The sequence below is a fragment of the Rhizobium ruizarguesonis genome, from assembly GCF_017357285.1.
GTDB lineage: Bacteria > Pseudomonadota > Alphaproteobacteria > Rhizobiales > Rhizobiaceae > Rhizobium > Rhizobium ruizarguesonis.
The window spans coordinates 1,786,284-1,800,849 of the sequence record NZ_CP071678.1; the positions used below are offsets into that span (position 1 = coordinate 1,786,284).

Annotated in this window: 15 protein-coding genes; 6 read left to right on the forward strand and 9 right to left on the reverse strand. The window is 61.5% G+C overall.

The window, feature by feature from the left end:
• Positions 1-71: 71 nt before the first annotated feature.
• A complete protein-coding gene (locus tag J3P73_RS08865) occupies positions 72-575 on the reverse strand; it encodes a hypothetical protein (protein ID WP_018070540.1) in 504 nt (167 codons plus the stop codon).
• Positions 572-1,117, reverse strand: coding sequence for a CGNR zinc finger domain-containing protein (locus J3P73_RS08870; RefSeq protein WP_018070539.1), 546 nt, complete (start codon positions 1,115-1,117; stop codon positions 572-574). The genes J3P73_RS08865 and J3P73_RS08870 overlap by 4 nt, the downstream gene beginning before the upstream one ends.
• Positions 1,118-1,182: 65 nt before the next feature.
• On the opposite strand from J3P73_RS08870, the gene J3P73_RS08875 reads away from it, so the two are divergent.
• A complete protein-coding gene (locus J3P73_RS08875; protein WP_018070538.1) occupies positions 1,183-2,079 on the forward strand; it encodes a branched-chain amino acid ABC transporter permease in 897 nt (298 codons plus the stop codon).
• A 1-nt stretch (position 2,080) separates the two neighbouring features.
• Here the strand turns inward: J3P73_RS08875 and J3P73_RS08880 are convergent, their stop codons facing one another.
• From J3P73_RS08880 to J3P73_RS08900, 5 genes are all read right to left on the reverse strand, one after another.
• On the reverse strand, positions 2,081-2,542 hold the full coding sequence (locus J3P73_RS08880) for a molybdenum cofactor biosynthesis protein MoaE (protein ID WP_018070537.1): 462 nt from the start codon (positions 2,540-2,542) through the stop codon (positions 2,081-2,083).
• A gap of 196 nt (positions 2,543-2,738) precedes the next feature.
• Positions 2,739-2,993 carry a molybdopterin converting factor subunit 1 gene (gene moaD, locus J3P73_RS08885; RefSeq protein WP_017959832.1) on the reverse strand — a complete coding sequence of 85 codons (255 nt, stop codon included), beginning with the start codon at positions 2,991-2,993 and terminating at the stop codon, positions 2,739-2,741.
• Positions 2,990-3,580: a CDP-diacylglycerol--glycerol-3-phosphate 3-phosphatidyltransferase gene (gene pgsA / locus J3P73_RS08890; protein ID WP_003547103.1), complete on the reverse strand. Its 591-nt coding sequence runs from the start codon at positions 3,578-3,580 to the stop codon at positions 2,990-2,992. The genes moaD and pgsA overlap by 4 nt, the downstream gene beginning before the upstream one ends.
• Before the next feature lie 215 nt (positions 3,581-3,795).
• Positions 3,796-5,838, reverse strand: coding sequence for an excinuclease ABC subunit UvrC (uvrC, locus tag J3P73_RS08895; RefSeq protein ID WP_018070536.1), 2,043 nt, complete (start codon positions 5,836-5,838; stop codon positions 3,796-3,798).
• A complete protein-coding gene (locus tag J3P73_RS08900; RefSeq protein WP_018070535.1) occupies positions 5,835-6,602 on the reverse strand; it encodes an SDR family oxidoreductase in 768 nt (255 codons plus the stop codon). The genes uvrC and J3P73_RS08900 overlap by 4 nt, the downstream gene beginning before the upstream one ends.
• A gap of 365 nt (positions 6,603-6,967) precedes the next feature.
• Here J3P73_RS08900 and J3P73_RS08905 point away from each other — a divergent pair, with 365 nt between their 5' ends.
• Positions 6,968-7,603, forward strand: a complete 636-nt coding sequence (locus tag J3P73_RS08905; RefSeq protein ID WP_018070534.1) for an outer membrane protein — start codon at positions 6,968-6,970, stop codon at positions 7,601-7,603.
• A 100-nt stretch (positions 7,604-7,703) separates the two neighbouring features.
• On the opposite strand, the gene J3P73_RS08910 is transcribed toward J3P73_RS08905, so the two are convergent.
• Complete coding sequence (locus J3P73_RS08910) at positions 7,704-8,300, reverse strand: glutathione S-transferase (RefSeq protein WP_207579886.1); 597 nt, start codon at positions 8,298-8,300, stop codon at positions 7,704-7,706.
• 199 nt (positions 8,301-8,499) lie between these two features.
• Here J3P73_RS08910 and J3P73_RS08915 point away from each other — a divergent pair, with 199 nt between their 5' ends.
• Positions 8,500-9,456, forward strand: a complete 957-nt coding sequence (locus J3P73_RS08915; RefSeq protein ID WP_130666286.1) for an IS481 family transposase — start codon at positions 8,500-8,502, stop codon at positions 9,454-9,456.
• Positions 9,457-9,500: 44 nt separating this feature from the next.
• On the opposite strand, the gene J3P73_RS08920 is transcribed toward J3P73_RS08915, so the two are convergent.
• Positions 9,501-10,370, reverse strand: a complete 870-nt coding sequence (locus tag J3P73_RS08920; protein WP_018070532.1) for a 23S rRNA (adenine(2030)-N(6))-methyltransferase RlmJ — start codon at positions 10,368-10,370, stop codon at positions 9,501-9,503.
• Positions 10,371-10,387: 17 nt separating this feature from the next.
• On the opposite strand from J3P73_RS08920, the gene J3P73_RS08925 reads away from it, so the two are divergent.
• From J3P73_RS08925 to J3P73_RS08935, 3 genes are all read left to right on the forward strand, one after another.
• Positions 10,388-12,592, forward strand: coding sequence for a molybdopterin-containing oxidoreductase family protein (locus tag J3P73_RS08925; protein WP_027689742.1), 2,205 nt, complete (start codon positions 10,388-10,390; stop codon positions 12,590-12,592).
• On the forward strand, positions 12,589-13,182 hold the full coding sequence (locus tag J3P73_RS08930; protein ID WP_027689743.1) for an NUDIX domain-containing protein: 594 nt from the start codon (positions 12,589-12,591) through the stop codon (positions 13,180-13,182). Before J3P73_RS08925 ends, J3P73_RS08930 begins: the two co-directional genes overlap by 4 nt.
• 178 nt (positions 13,183-13,360) lie before the next feature.
• Positions 13,361-14,530, forward strand: coding sequence for an alpha-D-ribose 1-methylphosphonate 5-triphosphate diphosphatase (locus tag J3P73_RS08935; RefSeq protein WP_027689744.1), 1,170 nt, complete (start codon positions 13,361-13,363; stop codon positions 14,528-14,530).
• Positions 14,531-14,566: the final 36 nt, after the last annotated feature.

Sequence of the window (14,566 nt, forward strand, 5' to 3'; positions counted from 1 at the left end):
CATTCGCCGGCAATGCCTTGAATTGACTCTCGAAAGCCGGGGCCACGCCCCGGCTTTTTCTATGCATTTCTCTATGCCGGGCATTTGTCGGTATTCGAGAAATCGACGCTGCCGTCAGGCTTGAAGACCTCCGGGTTCTTGTCATAAAGCGCGCCGAGGACGAGCGGTTTGCTCGGCAGGACGGTCTGGTCTAGGTCGGACCGGAACTGCGTCTTCAATTCCTGCAGCACCTTGCCATCCTTGTCGACCAGCCGGACACTCACGGAATAGGGGCGGTCCTTGCGCACACAGTGCAGTTTTTCGCTCTGCAGCGCGATCTTGTCGTCGATCGGGTAGATCTTCTGGTTCAGCACCAGCGGATCGCCCCCCTGCGGATTTTCGAATTCGGCGATGATGACCGAACCATCGGGGATAGGCCCGGTCTTCTTCAGCGTCAGCAGATAGGTGGCGCTCGCCACCCGATAGTTGAAGACGAAGAGATGGCCGGTGACCTCGACCAGGTTTTCAGCCTGGCGCTGGCAGGCGGAAAGCAGAAGGGCGGCCGCCGCCGCCATCACGATCCAATAGTTTCTCATGGCGTCTCCTCCTTCTTGAGGCGATAGTGACGGTTCGCCTTGGTGCGGTTGCCGCACACCGCCATGTCGCACCAGGCCCGGCTCCTGTTCTTGCTGCGGTCGATGAACAGCCAGCCGCAATTGCCGCAGATCTTCATGCGTTCCGGATCGGGCATGGCGATCAGCCGCAGTGCCGAATGGGCGGTCGCCGCGGCCAGGCTGCCGGGGCTTGCGTCGCGCAACGCCTTCGCCAGCGCTTGCAGCAGCCTGGCCAGCAATTGGTCGTCGCCGCCATTCAGTATACGCTTGCGGAAATAGAGGTCGATCGCTTCCCGCAGTGCGATGAAATCCGCTTCGTTTTCCGCCGCCACCGGCGCGATATCGCCGAAGAGGGCGCGCTCGGCGCAGAATTCGGCGGCGGCGCGTGGAAAGCTCTGCATTTGATCCCTGACCGCGAAGCGGTCGATCCGCCGCGTTGCATCGTGGCGCAGAACGACGCTGTTGACGACATCGAGCGCCAGCGCGCCGCCGGCAAAGCGGTGAGGGGTCCAGGAAAAGCTCATGATGAAATTATAACTGGTGAAATAGGTTTTACTAGTTATAATTTTGATGACGCGGAGTGTTCGGAATGGCCTATCTTCTGCAGCAGCTGGCGAATGCGGTTCCGCTTGCCGCCCTCTATGCCGCGCTTGCCTTCGGTTATGCCGTCGCCTTCGGCGTGACGAAGCGGGCCGACATCACCTATGGGGCGATCTTTGCCTTTGCGGGCCAGATCCTGCTGCTCTTCACCGAACTCGCCTATGTCAGGTTTTGGCTGGTGCTGCCGGCCGCCCTTGCCGTCGGCGCCTGTGCTTCCATCGTCTATTCGCTGGCGGCGGGCCTATGGATCGGCCGCTCGATCATGCTGCCGCTGGTCAACAAATCGCCGAATACGGTCATCGTCGCTGCCCTCGGCATCATGATCGTACTGATGGAGACCGCCCGGCTTGCCGCCAATACCCGCTCTATCTGGCTGCCGCCGTTCCTGAACGACACAGTCGTCTTCTGGAGCGACGGGCTGTTCAAAGTGACGCTCACCCATATCCAGCTGATCAACACGGTACTGATGTCTGCCATTGTCGCTGTGGGCACGCTGATCCTCAGACGCACGGCCTGGGGCCGCGTCTGGCGCGCCGTTACCGATGACCCGCTGGCGGCCGAACTCTGTGGCACGAGCGCCGATCGCGTCTTTCTCGTCGCCTATGCGGCAGCCGCCCTCGTCGCCACGATCTGCGGCATCCTCGCCACCTTCTATTACGGCTCGATGGATTTCGGCGCCGGCCTGATGTTCGGACTGAAGGTCCTGTTGATCGCAGCCGTCGGCGGCTACTCCGATCCGCTGCGCTCGGCAGGCGGCGCTGCCGGGCTTGCCGTCGTCGAAACCATGTGGGGCGCCTATGGCCCCTTCGTCTGGCGGGATCTGGTCATCTTTTCGCTGCTCGTCCTGCTCTTGGTGATGAGCCGCCGGGAGCGTGTTATTCTCTAACTTATTTCCACTTGTCGCGCGCCGCGTCGTCGGCGTCTTTCGCTGAGACCCAATCGCCGCTGGCGCCATCCCTGGCGTGCTCCTTCTTCCAGAAGGGGGCCGCAGTCTTCAGGAAATCCATGACAAAATTGGCGCCGTCGAACGCCGCCTGCCGGTGCGGTGCGGCTGCGACGACGAGCACGATATTCTCGCCGGCTGCGATCTTTCCGTAGCGGTGGATGGCGGTGAGGCCGAGAAGTCCGAAACGCGCGATGGCAAGATCGCCGATGCGCAGCATCTCCGCTTCGGCCATGCCGGGATAATGTTCGAGTTCGAGGGCCGCCAGCGTGCCGCCTTCATCGCGGCAGAGGCCGGAAAAGGTGACAACGGCGCCAATGCCGGATTTGCCCTTGGAGAGCAGATCGACCTCGGCCTGCAGGTCGAAGTCCTCATGCTGGACGCGGATGGTGGGGGTGGCGGTCACGACAGCCTCCCCCTTCTCCCCAGCGGGGAGAAGATGTCCGAAGGACAGATGAGGAGGGTGCGCGGCGAAAGCCGCGAACGCACTGAGCTCAAGCGAAGGGCAGTACCTGCGGCCGCGGCCCCCTCATCCGCCCTTCGGGCACCTTCTCCCCGAGGGGAGAAGGGAGGGGAATATGCCGCATCCGATCTCATCCCAGTCACCCACCCGTCATCGGCGGAAATATCCCGATCTCCCGGGCGCCGGATATCGGCTCGTCGTGCTCGACATGCTCCATGTCGAGCGCCACGCGGATCACGTCGGGATATTGAAGTGCGGTCTCATATTCTTCGCCCAGCGTCTTCAAATGATTCAGGAGATCGGCAACGGTGACGACGGAGGAGGGGAGGTCGATCTCCTCCTCGCCCTTGCCGATGCGCTCGCGCACCCAGGCGAAATAGACAAGCCGCGTCATTCCTCGTCATCCACGATATGTTTCACGCCGGCGCGGAAATAGTCGTAGCCGGTATAGATCGTCAGCAGCGCCGCGATCCACAGCAGTGCGATGCCCGTCTGTGTCGTATAGGGGAAAATCTCGTCGCCGGCCGGGCCGGCGAGCAGGAAGGCGATGGCGACGAGCTGCAGCGTCGTCTTCCACTTGGCGATCCGCGTCACCGGTACGCTGACCTTCAGCGCCGCCAGATATTCGCGCAAGCCCGAAACCAGGATCTCGCGGCAGAGAATGGTGATCGCCGCCCAGATCGACCAGCCGGCGATCGTCTGGTCGGCCGCGACCAGCAGAAGGATCGAAGCGACCAGCAGCTTGTCGGCGATCGGATCGAGCATGCGGCCGATATTCGACGTCTGGTTCCAGATGCGCGCGAGATAGCCGTCGAGGAAATCGGTGAGCGAGGCGATGACGAAGATCCACAGCGCCACCCAGCGCGCCGTGTTGCTGATCGACAGCCTGCCCTCGATGAAGAAGCAGAGAACTATCAGCGGTACGGCGAGGATACGACCGTAGGTCAGAAGATTGGGAATGCTGTACGCACGCGATGCCATGGGATCGTTTCTCTGAATTGATGCGCCGCTAAAGCGCCGCGCGTCTTTTCAGGCGCGCAAAGGACGCTGTAACACTTTAGAATATCCGCATCGAGCTTTCCGAAAGTCGATTCCGATTTTCGGGCCGATGCGGTAGATGACGGCTTTGGCCGCGGACCGTCAACATTCTTTCTGTCTTTTCACCGCCTTTGCGTGGAATTTGCGACGGACGCCGGTTATTTCGCGGCGTCGTCGTGGAAATGGTTATAGACCTGCTTGGCGACGGCTTCCGATATGCCTTCCACCGCCATCAGGTCGGACAGGGCGGCGCGCGAAACCGCCTTCGCCGTGCCGAAATGCTGGAGCAGTGCGCGTTTGCGCGATGGGCCGATGCCGCCGATCTCATCGAGCGGGTTCTTGATCATTTCCTTCTTGCGCCGCGCCCGGTGCGAGCCGATCGCGAAACGATGCGCCTCGTCGCGCATGCGCTGGACGAAGTAAAGCACCGGATCGCGCGGCGGCAGCGTGAAGCTCTCGCGGCCCGGCGGGAAGAAGCGCTCGCGCCCGGCCTCGCGGTCGACACCCTTGGCGATGCCGATCGCCATCACGCTGTCGGTGATGCCGAGTTCGGTAAGGATGGCGCGCACCGCCGTCATCTGCCCCTGGCCGCCGTCGATGAGGATCACATCGGGCCAGGTGGGGAAGGGCATGTCGGCAGCGTCGGGTGTGGCCGCCTGCACCGTCCGGTCAGGAATGCCTTCCTCCTTGATCAGCCGCGAGAAACGCCGCGTCATCACCTCCTTCATCATGCCGAAGTCGTCGCCGGGCGTGATGTCGGTCGATTTGATGTTGAACTTGCGGTACTGGTTCTTGACGAAACCTTCCGGCCCCGCGACCACCATGCCGCCGACGGCATTGGTGCCCATGATATGCGAGTTGTCGTAGATCTCGATGCGCTGCGGTGCATAGGCAAGCCCGAACGTTTCCTTGAAACCTTCGAGCAGCCGCGACTGCGACGCCGTCTCGGCAAGCTTTCGCCCATGCGCCTCGCGTGCATTGCCGACGACATGGTCGACCAGATCCCGCTTCTCGCCGCGCTGCGGCACCAGGATGGAGACCTTGTGGCCGGCCTTTTCGCTGAGTGCTGCGGCAAGCAGCTCCAGCTCCTCGACTGTCTGCGACAGCATGATCTGCTTCGGCACGGGCTTGTCGTCGTAGAATTGCGCGAGGAAGGAATTCAGCACTTCGGCGCTCGAAAGCTGCGGATCGGCCTTCGGGAAATAGGCGCGGTTGCCCCAGTTCTGGCCGGTGCGGAAGAAGAACACCTGGATGCAGGAGATGCCACCCTCATGATGGATGGCGAAAACGTCAGCCTCCTCGACACCGGCCGGATTGATGCCCTGGTGGCTCTGCACGTGCGAAAGTGCGGCCAGCCGATCGCGATAGATTGCCGCCCGCTCGAAGTCGAGGTCCTCGGCCGCCTGGTTCATGGCCTCGGCCATATGCGACTTCACCTTCTGGCTCTTGCCGGACAGGAAGTCCTTCGCCTCCTGCACCAGTTCGCCGTAACCCTCGTCGCTGACCTCATGGGTGCACGGCCCGGAACAGCGCTTGATCTGGTAGAGCAGGCAGGGTCGCGTGCGCGTTTCGAAGACGCTGTCGGTGCAAGTGCGGATCAGGAAGGCGCGCTGCAGCGAGTTGATCGTGCGCCCGACCGCGCCGGCCGAAGCGAATGGTCCGAAATAGTCGCCCTTTCGCGCTCTCGCACCGCGATGCTTGAAGATCGCCGGCGCCCGGTGGTCGCCGGTAATGAGGATATAGGGAAACGACTTGTCGTCGCGCAAAAGCACGTTAAAGCGCGGCCGCAAGCGCTTGATCAGATTCGCTTCCAGGAGCAGCGCTTCGGTTTCCGTGCGCGTCGTCACGAATTCCATGTTGGCCGTCTGGCGCACCATCTGGGCGATGCGGTTGGAATGCACGCGGCCGACGGCGTAATTGTTGACGCGCTTCTTCAGGCTGCGCGCCTTGCCGACATAGAGCACGTCACCCTCGGCGTTGAACATGCGGTAGACGCCGGGGCTGTTGGGGAGCCGCTTGACGAATTCGCCGATCAGTTCCGCGCCGACGAGCCCGGTTTCATTGAGGCTGCCTGCATTCCAGTCGACCGCAGCCGCAAGCGGGGCGGCGGCGGAAACGTCGCCTTCCACTTCGATATCGTCTTCGCTCTCATCCGTCTCGTCGTAGAGAACGCCGCCATCCGGCAGCTTTCGTCCGTTCATTCCGTAATCTCCGCCACATCGGGCGTCTGCCAGGCGAGGTGCTGGCCGCCGTCGAGGGCAATCATCTGGCCGGTGATCGAGGGCGTGTCGTAAAGGAAGCGAATCGTTTGTCCGAATTCCTCCAGCGCCGGCCCTCGCTGCAAGATAAGGGCTGAGACCTGCGCTTGGAAGTCCTCCATCGCCTGCCGCTCGCTCGGCATCGAGGGGCCGGGGCCGATGGCATTGACGCGGATGCGTGGCGCCAATGCCTGTGCAAGCGTCTGTGTCGCCGTCCACAGCGCGGATTTGGAGAGGGTATAGGAATAGAAGCTGGGCCTCAGCGCCCAGACCCGCTGGTCGATGATATTGACGATCAGCCCTGCCGCCTCAACGGGCATCTGCTGCGCGAAGGCCGCCGCAAGAATAGAGGGCGCACGGACATGCAGGTCGAAGTGCAAAGCCCAGGTGGCGGCATTGAAACTGCGCGCGGAATCATGCTGGAAGACCGACGCATTATTGACGAGCAGATCGAGTGGCCCGAGCGCTTCCGACGCCTTCGCGACCAAGGCACCCGTTTCGCCGATATCGGTGAGGTCGGCCTGTAGGGCGATCGCCCGATATCCCTTTCGCCGCAATTCCGCCACCAGCTCTTCGGCCTCACCGATGGAGCCGTTCGCGTGGATCGCAACGGAAAAGCCATTTGCAGCAAGGTCTTCGGCGATTGCCCGGCCTATTCTCTTAGCAGCCCCTGTTATAAGGGCCGAGCGAAGTCTTTTGTGGTTCAAAATCTTGCCTTCTGATCCCGCGAGTCTGTCTGCAGACTATATAGGGGCCGACGGAGATTATATAAATAGGCCGCTGCGGTTGCGTCCGAGAGCCGGATATTCTATGTATTATTTAAGAATGCGATTTCTTAAAATAAGTATTTTCAGTTTAACACTTCAGTATGGTTAATGAAGTGTATGTTGCGCCAAAGCAACATCGAATTTCAGCCATGCGGCAGCCACAATGATATCACAATTTGGCTCTTTCAAATCCGCATTTGAGTTCCAATTTCAGTCTCGATCCGGAAGGGACATCTGGCAATATCCCGCCAATGCTTCACTGATAGACAGTTGACAAGCGGCGCGGGACCGAAAGGAGACTAAGTATGCGTGTACTCATTGCTGGCCTCATGGCCTCCGTTTTTGCAATTGCGGGCGTCTCGGCAGCTCAGGCGGCCGATGCCGTCGACCAGGTTCCGGAAGCACCGGTCGCCCAGGACGCTCCGGTCAAGCCGGCAGGCAACTGGGAAGGCTTTTATCTCGGCGGCGCCGGCACCTACAACATGGGTGACTTCGGTTCCGACCGCCACACCTACGGTTTCGGCGGCCAGGTCTTCACCGGCTACAACTGGCAGCAGGGCCAGATCGTTTACGGCGTTGAATCCGATCTCGGCTACAGCGGCGACGACGTCTCCTCAGGCGGCGTCAAGAACAAGTATGGCTGGAACGGCTCTGTCCGTGGCCGCGTCGGCTACGACATGAACCCCTTCCTGCTCTACGGCACGGCCGGTCTTGCCATCGGCGACGTCAAGGTTTCCGACGACACCTCGGACGAAAGCAAGACGAACTTCGGCTATACGGTCGGCGCCGGCGTCGAAGCCTTCGTGACCAACAACATCACGACGCGCTTGGAATATCGCTACACCGACTACCAGAGCAAGGACTACGACCTCGACTCCGGCAGCTTCTCGCGCGGTTACGACGAGAACAGCGTCAAGCTCGGTATCGGCGTCAAGTTCTAAGCCGGACCATCCGTTCAAGCATGAAAAAGCCGGGCACGTCGCCCGGCTTTTTGCTGTCTGTTTGCTCTTCCCGCCGTTGAGCCCTGGGCTTTGAGCGCGCTCAGCCTTGGGACTTGAGTTCGCTATGGGCAGGGAATTTCTTGTCGAACTGCCGCAGCCAGTCGGTGAGCGGCGCATGATCGGCTTCCCACTGGTCCTTGAAGCGCAGCTCGAGATAATCGAGCGTCGCGGCCAGCGCGAAATGCCCGCCATTGAGCTTCTTGCCAAGCTTCGGTGGATTGGCGCCGAGATGAGCGAGCCCGCTCGTCGCCTTCTTCCATTGCCTGTCGATCCACGGCTGGTGAATTTTTTCCTCGTCGCGGAAGCGCCGCTCGTAGACGATCGCCAGCAGGCAGTCGCAGATGCCGTCGCAGAGCGCCTCGAGGATTTCCGCATCCGTGCGCTTGCCCTTCTTGGAAGGGTAGAGCCCGCCCTTCGTCAGCCGGTCGAAATAATGCATGATCGCCACGCTGTCGAATATCGAGAGTCCGTCATCGGTCAGCAGCGTCGGGATCTTGCCGAGCGGATTGTTGTCCAGCAGGATCGCCGGTCCGGTATTGGTGTCGACCCGGATGGCGTTCAATTTCAGCGCCAGAAAATGCGCGGCCATCCGCACCTTGTTGGAATAGGGCGAGGCGGGCGAACAAAGGAGCTTCATGGGACACCTGATGAGATTGTGGAGTTGCGGCGCGGACTATCCCTGAAGCTAGCGCATAACTCCGAAAATCGGAATCGATTTTCGGAAAGGATTATGCGCAAATTCAAAGTGCTAGATGTGAGCTTTCCGGAGGTTGTCCATTCGGAGCGGATTTAGGAGACTGGAGTTACCACACCTCAGTTTTCCAGGATCACTCCGAATGAACATCCATAAGAATGCCCGACTGACCCCGTTGCGTCGAGAGGAAATGGCTTTGGCCGTTGCCAAAGGCCAAGTGTCCAAAGCCCAGGCTTCCCGCCTTTATGGTGTCTCGTCAAAGATCGTTTCGCGCTGGGTCGAACGGTTCAGGGCACAAGGACGCGCCGGGATGGCGGACCGCTCGTCCCGGCCCAAAATCAGTCCACGTCAGACGGGTCAGTCCTTGGCAGAGCGCATCGTCGCACTTCGCCGTCAGCGCCTGACAGGCAAGCACATCGCCATGGAAACAGGCGTGTCGCCCGCCACCGTCAGCCGCGTTCTCAGGCGTGCAGGCCTGTCACGGATGAAGGATGTCGATCCCGCCGAGCCGATTGTGCGTTACGAATATGCCGAGCCGGGTGGTCTGATCCATCTCGATATCAAGCGCCTCGGCCGCTTTCATCGCGTCGGCCACCGCATCACCGGCGACCGGACCGGCCAAAGCAACTCGCGTGGTGTCGGCTGGGAATACGTCCACATCTGCATCGACGATGCCTCCCGCATCGCCTTTACCGATATCTTCCCCGACGAAACCGCCGTTAGCGCCATTGCCTTCCTCAAGGCGGCCGTCACCTATTATCAGAGCCTGGGCATCACAGTCACGCGGGTGATGACCGACAACGGCTCCTGCTACAAGGCCAAGGACTTCGCAACCACCTGCAAGGCACTCGGCCTCAAGCACATCCGCACCAAACCCTATACCCCCAAAACCAACGGCAAGGCGGAGCGCTTCATTCAGACGGCTTTGCGAGAGTGGGCCTATGCATGCGCCTATCCGTCATCCGAACACCGAAAAGCCCATCTGCCAAGCTGGACCCATATGTACAATTGGCATCGCCCGCACGGCAGCCTGAAATCAAAAACACCCATCAGTCGCCTCGGCCTCAACCGAGACAACCTCTTGAGCATCCACAGCTAGAGCGTCCTTAGCTCGTCCTATGGGGCGCGCGGCGCTCTACCCGGTCAATCGTCCTTGACTGCCTTGTTCTCTCCGCGCAGCCAGAAAGCGCGGTGCGAGGCGAAGCGGTCTTGCGCCAGATGGTCCTTCAATGCGGGCAGCAATTGGTGCAATTCGTCCTTCAGCGTGAAGGGCGGGTTGACGATGACGAGGCCTGAGCCCGTCAGACCGGTAATGCCGCGGTCGCTGCGAACGGCGAGTTCGGCGCAGAGCATTTTCGGGATGTCGAGCGCCTGCAGCGCCTCGTGGAATTCCTTGATCGGCGCGCCCTTTTTCAGGGGGTACCACAGGCAATAGGTGCCGCCGGGAAAGCGGCGGTAGGCTTTTTCCAGTCCTTCGGCCAGCCGCTGATATTCGTCCTCTTCCTCGAAGGGCGGATCGACGAGCACGATGCCGCGCTTCTCCTTCGGCGGCAGATGTGCGCCGAGCGCCAGCCAGCCGTCGAGCTCGGTGATGCGGGCGTGGTGATCGCCCTCGAACAGCCGGTGCAGCCTGACGTAGTCCTCGGGATGCAGTTCCATCGCCGACAGCCGGTCCTGCGGGCGGAACAGCATGCGCGCAAGTTTCGGCGAGCCGGGATAGAAGCGGATGCCGCCCTCAGGATTGAGTTCGCGGATTGCCGAGAGGTAGGGCTCCAGCAGTTCAGAAACCTGAGGGCCGAGCTCTGCCTCCATCAGCTTGCCGATGCCATCGAGCCATTCGCCGGTTTTCTGTGCTTCTTCGGAGGAGAGGTCGTAGAGCCCGATGCCGGCATGCGTGTCGAGCACCCGGAAGCCGCCATCCTTTTTCTGCATGTAGCGGATCAGCCGCGTCAGCACGACATGTTTCAGCACATCGGCAAAGTTGCCCGCGTGATAGATGTGGCGGTAGTTCATTTTTGCTGAATGTCCGTATGAATTCGCGTCATGGGGAATTTTTGTGGCTTTTGGCCGTGCAAGCCTTGGAATATACAAATGCCATGAACATTGCGACCCCCATCCACGCCAAATCATCGAAGCCGGAGAATAGGGTAGGCCACACCGCCTGTCCGCATGACTGTCCCTCCACCTGCGCGCTGGAGGTCGATATATCAGAGGATGGCCGCATAGGCCGTGTGCGCGGCGCCAATGACCATTCCTACACGTCGGGTGTCATCTGCGCCAAGGTCGCCCGTTATGCCGAGCGGCTCTACCATCCCGACCGTCTGATGCATCCTCTACGCCGCGCCGGTGCCAAGGGGGCAGGGCAGTGGCAGCAGATTTCCTGGGACGATGCGCTCGATGAGATCGCCGAAGCCTTTGTGAAGTCCGAGGCAAGGGACGGCAGCGAGGCGATCTGGCCCTATTTCTACGCTGGTACCATGGGCTGGGTGCAGCGCGATTCCATCGATCGCCTGCGTCATGCCAAGCGTTACTCCGGCTTCTTCTCCTCGATCTGCACCAACCCCGCCTGGACCGGCTTCACGATGGCGACCGGCACGCTGCGCGGTCCCGATCCACGCGAGATGGGCCGCACCGATTGCGTCGTCATCTGGGGCACCAACGCGGTCTCGACGCAGGTCAACGTGATGACCCACGCCATCAAGTCGCGCAAGGAGCGCGGTGCGAAGATCGTCGTCATCGACATCTACGACAATCCGACGATGAAGCAGGCCGACATGGCGCTGATCGTCAGGCCCGGCACCGACGCCGCACTCGCCTGCGCCGTCATGCACATCGCCTTCCGAGACGGCCATGCCGACCGTGACTATATGGCGAGATATGCCGATGATCCCGCCGGCCTCGAAGCGCATCTGAAAACCAAGACGCCGCAATGGGCTGCTGCCATCACCGGCCTTTCGGTCGAGGAGATCGAAGCCTTCGCCAGCCTCGTCGGCACGACGAAGAAAACCTTCTTCCGCCTGGGCTATGGCTTCACCCGCCAGCGCAACGGCGCGGTCGCCATGCATGCGGCGGCCTCAATCGCCACCGTCCTCGGCTCCTGGCAATATGAGGGCGGCGGCGCCTTCCATTCGAACAGCGACATCTTCCGCTTGAACAATGCGGAACTGACCGGCCGGTCGATGAAGGATGCGGATGTCCGCATGCTCGATCAATCCCAGATCGGCCGCGTGCTGACCGGTGACGCTGTCGCGCTGCGCCATCGCGGCCCGGTGACGGCGATGCTGATCCAGAACACCAATCCCGCCAACATCGCCCCCGAGCAGCGCCTCGTCAGGCGCGGCTTTGCCCGCAACGACCTCTTCGTTGCCGTGCACGAGCAGTTCATGACCGAAACGGCCGAGATCGCCGATATCGTCATCCCGGCAACGATGTTCGTCGAACATGACGACATCTATCGGGCCGGCGGCCAGAACCATATCCTGCTGGGGCCGAAGCTGGTCGAGCCGCCGCCAACCGTGCGCACCAATCTCTTCGTCATCGAGGAATTGGCAAAACGCCTCGGCGTCGCCGATCGCCCCGGCTTCGGCTTCACCGCCCGGGAGATGGTCGACCGCATTCTGGAGTCGAGCGGCCTGCCGGATTACGACCATTTCCTCGAACACAAATGGTTCGATCGTCAGCCCGCTTTCGAGGAGGCGCATTATCTGAATGGCTTTGCACATCCGGATGGCAAGTTCCATTTTCGCCCGGACTGGATCGATCAGCCGGCGCCGAACAAGCCCCCGGCTTCTATCGGCGCGCTCGGGCCGCATGCCGCGCTTCCTGCCTTCCCCGATCAGGTCGATGTCATCGAAGTCGCCGATTCCGAGCATCCCTTCCGGCTCGCCACCTCGCCGGCGCGCAACTTCCTGAATTCGAGCTTCTCCGAGACCAAGACCTCTCGCCAGAAGGAAGGTCGTCCTGAAGTGATGATCAATCCGGCCGACGCCGAAGCCAACGGCATCGCCCATGGCGATCTCGTCCGCATTGGCAACAGCCGCGGCGATCTGCGCCTCCACGCCCGCATCACCACCGAAGTCAAATCCGGCGTGCTGATCGCCGAAGGCCTCTGGCCGAACAAGGCGCATGTCGACGGCGAGGGCATCAACGTCTTGACCGGCGCCGACCCTGTCGCGCCCTATGGCGGGGCGGCCGTACACGACAACAAGGTCTGGCTTCGCAGGGACGCAGCATGATGCAGCCGAAATCACGTGTGAAGATCGTCAGCGAAGACACGCTGTCGAATGGGTGGACGCGGTTGAGCAGCTACCTGCTCGACTATATCGACCGCAAGGGCGCAACCCAGCGGTTGAAACGGGAGGTCTATCACCGAACGCCGGCCGCCTGCATCCTGCTTTATGATCCTAGGCGCGACCTCGTCGTTCTCGTCCGCCAATTCCGCCTCGCCGTTCATCTCAACGGCGATCCCAGCTGGATAATCGAGGTGCCGGCCGGCCTTCTCGACGATGACCATCCCGAAGCGGCTATCCGTCGCGAGGCGATGGAGGAGACCGGCTATCGCCTGCGCGATGCGCGCTTCCTATTCAAATCCTACACCTCACCGGGTGCCGTCACCGAAGTGGTCCACTTCTTCGCAGCCCTCGTCGACATCGCCGACCGCGTGGCGGAAGGCGGCGGCCTGGACGAGGAGCACGAGGATATCGAGGTCCTCGAAATCCCGCTCGACGAGGCGGCGGCGATGATCGAAACCGGCGAGATCTTCGACGTCAAAACGATCGTGCTTCTGCAATGGGCCGCGTTGAACAGGGCAAGGCTGACGGCCTGATCGCGATCATTTCGCGGGATCGAGGGACCGGTGAATCTGCGGGGCGAGTGCATCGGATCATTTCCAAAGCGCAAGTTTCCGCTTTAAGATGATAAGGCGCGAAATTTCATACGACTGTCACGAAGCGGTTCTATCCGCTGCGGTTTGTCAATCATCGGATGCGGTCAGGAGAAAGCCCATGTGGCTCAGCAATTTCACCCTCGTTCTCCCTAACGAGGTGGTGAGGGAAGGTTCCGTGCGTGTTGAGGATGGGGTTATCGCCGAGATCAGGCCGGAGCCGGTCGCCGGTGCTGCCATCGATGGCGGCGGGCGGCTGCTGATGCCCGGATTCGTCGATCTCCACGGCGACATGATCGAGCGCGAAATCGCCCCACGGCCGAACGCGACGATGCCGATCGATTTCGGCATCCACGAACTCGACAAAAAGCTTGCCGCCGCTGGTGTCACGACGGCGTTTGCCGCCGTCTCCTTCGCGACCGAAAGCGTCTACGGCCACGTCCGCTCGCTGGAGACGACATCAGCGGTGATCGAGGGCATTAACCGCCTGCGCGGCGATCTGCTGATCGACCACCGCGTCCACGCCCGCTACGAAATCACCAATGTCGGGGCAGCTCCCGCGCTCGAGCGCCTGCTGAATGCCGATCAGATCGACATGGTCTCGCTGACCGACCACACGCCGGGCCAGGGCCAGTACAACAACCTGCAAAGCTATATCCTCAGCATCTCCGAGCGCCGCGCCATCTCCGAGGAAATGGCGGCGGAGATCGTCGCCAAGCGCATCGCCATGCGCAGCAATCCTGACATCGAGGCCAAGCTGAAGGAGATCGTCGCGCTGTCGCTGAAGCACAAGCTGTCGCTTGCCTCGCATGACGATGACAGCGTCGAAAAAGTCGCCGAAATGCACGATCTCGGTGTCACCATCAGCGAGTTTCCGGTCACCGCACCTGCGGCGGAGGAGGCGCGCCGTCGTGGCCTCTGGACGCTGATGGGCGCGCCGAACGCACTGCGCGGCCAGTCGATGTCGGGCAATCTCAGCGCGCTCGATGCTGCAAGGGCCGGCCTGCTGAGCGTCATCGCCGCCGATTATCATCCGGCCGCCTTCGTACCCGGCATCTTCAAGCTTGCCGACATGGTGGAAGGTGGCCTGCCGGCAGCCGTTGCCATGGCGACCGGCAATGCTGCCCGTTCGGCCGGATTGCTGGATCGCGGCGAGATCGCCATCGGCCAGCGCGCCGATCTTGTCGCGGTTGAGCCGGGTGATATCAATCGCATCCGCGCCACGTTCCGCGCCGGCCGCTTCGTCTATAGCGACGGCACGCTGCATCCGCTGCGGGCCTTGGCGGCTTAGAGCAATTCCAGGAAAAGTGCGAAGCGGTTTTCCCAG

Excerpts from the sequence above, each read along its gene's own strand:
- J3P73_RS08875 (WP_018070538.1), top strand. The coding sequence starts at position 1,183 with ATGGCCTATCTTCTGCAGCAGCTGGCGAATGCGGTTCCGCTTGCCGCC.
- J3P73_RS08870 (WP_018070539.1), bottom strand. The coding sequence starts at position 1,117 with ATGAGCTTTTCCTGGACCCCTCACCGCTTTGCCGGCGGCGCGCTGGCG.
- J3P73_RS08930 (WP_027689743.1), top strand. The coding sequence starts at position 12,589 with ATGATGCAGCCGAAATCACGTGTGAAGATCGTCAGCGAAGACACGCTG.
- J3P73_RS08925 (WP_027689742.1), top strand. The coding sequence starts at position 10,388 with ATGAATTCGCGTCATGGGGAATTTTTGTGGCTTTTGGCCGTGCAAGCC.
- J3P73_RS08920 (WP_018070532.1), bottom strand. The coding sequence starts at position 10,370 with ATGAACTACCGCCACATCTATCACGCGGGCAACTTTGCCGATGTGCTG.
- J3P73_RS08910 (WP_207579886.1), bottom strand. The coding sequence starts at position 8,300 with ATGAAGCTCCTTTGTTCGCCCGCCTCGCCCTATTCCAACAAGGTGCGG.
- pgsA (WP_003547103.1), bottom strand. The coding sequence starts at position 3,580 with ATGGCATCGCGTGCGTACAGCATTCCCAATCTTCTGACCTACGGTCGT.
- uvrC (WP_018070536.1), bottom strand. The coding sequence starts at position 5,838 with ATGAACGGACGAAAGCTGCCGGATGGCGGCGTTCTCTACGACGAGACG.
- moaD (WP_017959832.1), bottom strand. The coding sequence starts at position 2,993 with ATGACGCGGCTTGTCTATTTCGCCTGGGTGCGCGAGCGCATCGGCAAG.
- J3P73_RS08905 (WP_018070534.1), top strand. The coding sequence starts at position 6,968 with ATGCGTGTACTCATTGCTGGCCTCATGGCCTCCGTTTTTGCAATTGCG.
- J3P73_RS08935 (WP_027689744.1), top strand. The coding sequence starts at position 13,361 with ATGTGGCTCAGCAATTTCACCCTCGTTCTCCCTAACGAGGTGGTGAGG.
- J3P73_RS08915 (WP_130666286.1), top strand. The coding sequence starts at position 8,500 with ATGAACATCCATAAGAATGCCCGACTGACCCCGTTGCGTCGAGAGGAA.
- J3P73_RS08865 (WP_018070540.1), bottom strand. The coding sequence starts at position 575 with ATGAGAAACTATTGGATCGTGATGGCGGCGGCGGCCGCCCTTCTGCTT.